Source organism: Mycobacterium ostraviense (assembly GCF_002705925.1).
Taxonomy (GTDB): domain Bacteria; phylum Actinomycetota; class Actinomycetes; order Mycobacteriales; family Mycobacteriaceae; genus Mycobacterium; species Mycobacterium ostraviense.
Window position 1 is genome coordinate 1 of sequence record NZ_NKRE01000192.1, and the last position, 2,108, is coordinate 2,108.

3 protein-coding genes and 1 pseudogene are annotated in these 2,108 nt (G+C 66.8%); all 4 read left to right on the top strand.

Annotated features, from left to right (window positions below; genetic code table 11):
- A partial coding sequence (locus CDN38_RS31585; RefSeq protein WP_244307509.1) for a zinc ribbon domain-containing protein occupies positions 1-480 on the top strand: 480 nt, incomplete at its 5' end.
- Position 481: 1 nt separating this feature from the next.
- Positions 482-784 carry a hypothetical protein gene (locus CDN38_RS32070; protein ID WP_267888222.1) on the top strand — a complete coding sequence of 101 codons (303 nt, stop codon included), beginning with the start codon at positions 482-484 and terminating at the stop codon, positions 782-784.
- Between the two features lie 205 nt (positions 785-989).
- Positions 990-1,469, top strand: a pseudogene (locus CDN38_RS28620) (Zn-binding domain-containing protein); the annotation flags it as partial.
- 120 nt (positions 1,470-1,589) lie between these two features.
- On the top strand, positions 1,590-2,108 hold a 519-nt coding region (locus CDN38_RS28625; protein ID WP_142361430.1), incomplete at its 3' end, for a PE family protein.

Consider the following 2,108-nt stretch of genomic DNA (forward strand, 5'->3'; position numbering starts at 1 on the left):
ACACTGGCGGTCAAGAACATGATGCGCCGCCCGAAACCCAAACCCGACCCCGACAATCGCGGCGCGTTCCTGCCCAACGGCGCCGCCGCCAAAACCGGACTCAACCGGGGATTGGCTGATGCCGGCCTTGGGGAGATGTTTCGCCAACTCGACTACAAAACACGCTGGTATGGATCGCATCTGGTCAAAGCCGACAGATGGTTGCCCAGCTCAAAAATGTGTTCCGGCTGTGGTGTGGTGAAAACCAAACTGCACCTGGCCGAACGGGGGTATCACTGCCAGCACTGCGGCCTTGTGATCGACCGAGACCGTAACGCCGCTATCAATTTGGCGCGTCATGCGCTCAAGGCTACGGCGCCGAGTACCGGCGTCGTTACCGGTGGAGCCGACCGTAAGACCCAGCCTTCGGGCACGGCGGGTGGCAATGAAACCGGAACCGTTTCTGAACGGAGTGCCCACCCGAAAGGACGGGCTGCCTGAAATGCCAGTCATACAAACACTCACATTTCAGGTAACGGTCAGCGGGTTTGGCACCGGTGGCACCGGTGGCACCGGTGGCACCGGCGGCAAGGCCGGCCTGGTGTTGGGCAACGGCGGAGCTGGCGGCGCGGGCGGCGAGTCCATAGCGGCCGGTGGTGCCGGCGGGACCGGCGGCAACTCTGTACTGATCGGCAACGGCGGCAACGGCGGCAACGGCGGGACCGGCCCGACGCCGGGCAGCGCCGGCGCCGGCGGCACCGGCGGGCTGCTGTTGGGCCAAGACGGGATCAACGGAGTGCCGTAGCCCGCACATGGCTTCGACACTTCACCGCCCACAGGCGGCGGGGATGACAACCGCCCCGGACCCGGTCCGCGGGCATTGTGTCTGGATTGCGCTCGAGCCCCATCCGTCCGCCGTGGTCACACGCAGCAGCCGCCTCGTGACGCTTCCTGACGTGCCGTCCAACACGTCGTAGGCGCCGCGGCGCCGATGAGGCGGAGAGCTTTGCCGGCTCAACGGAGAGGTAATCGACTTCGTCGAGCTGGATATGCCCGAACAGGTGTTGCCCACGACTGCGGTCATGTACTCGATTGCTCCGGATTCCCTGGCCCGCAAGGGGATTGATGCGCCGCGGATTCCCGGGTCATTGCATGACGCCGAACACGCGGCCATCGGGCTGCTGCCGTTGCTGGCCAGCTGCGACCGGGGTGATATCGGCGGGCTGTCCACCGCGATCGGGCCCGACGGGCTGCCAACAGTCTTCGTCTACGACGGCTATCCGGGCGGAGCCGGGTTCGCCGAGCGCGGCTTCCGTCGGGCCGGCACCTGGCTGGAAGCCACCGCCGCGGCCATCGAGGCCTGCGAATGCCCGAACGGATGCGCGTCGTGTGTGCAATCGCCCAAATGCGGCAACGGCAACGACCCACTAGACAAGGCGGGGGCTGTGTCGGTGCTACGACTGGTGCTTGCGGAGTTGGGCGCCCAATGAGCCGCGCGGATGCCGGCGAACGCTATTGCACACACGTCCAAATCGAGTACGGCGATTTTGCCGACCGCACCGATGATCGGGCACTAGCCGTGGGTTTCGAGGAACTTTGGGAGGTGTCACATGTCATTTGTCATGGCAGTGCCGGAGGGGCTGGAAACGACCGCAACGAATTTGGCCAGGCTCGGCTCAGCACTCAGTTCGGCGAACGCCGCTGCGGCTGCCCCGACGACGGCAGTGCTGGCCGCGGCCGAGGATCAGGTATCGGCGGCGGTTGCGGCGCTGTTTTCTGAGCACGCCCAGGGCTATCAGGCGCTCAGCGCGCAGGCGGAAGCGTTTCACGCCCAGTTCGTCCAAGCCATGACCGCTAGTGCGGTGTCCTATAGCAGTGCCGAGGCCGCTATTGCGCCGTTGCTCAATTTGATCAACACGCCTTTCCTGACGCTTACCGGGCGTCCGCTGATCGGCAACGGCGCGCCAGGCGGGCCGGGCACCGGCGCAGACGGCGCACCGGGTGGCTGGTTGCTCGGCGACGGTGGGGCCGGCGGTTCGGGCGCGGCCGGTCAAAAGGGCGGCAACGGCGGGGCGGCCGGGCTGTTGGGTAGCGGCGGGGCCGGCGGGGGCGGCGGGACGTCTTTGACC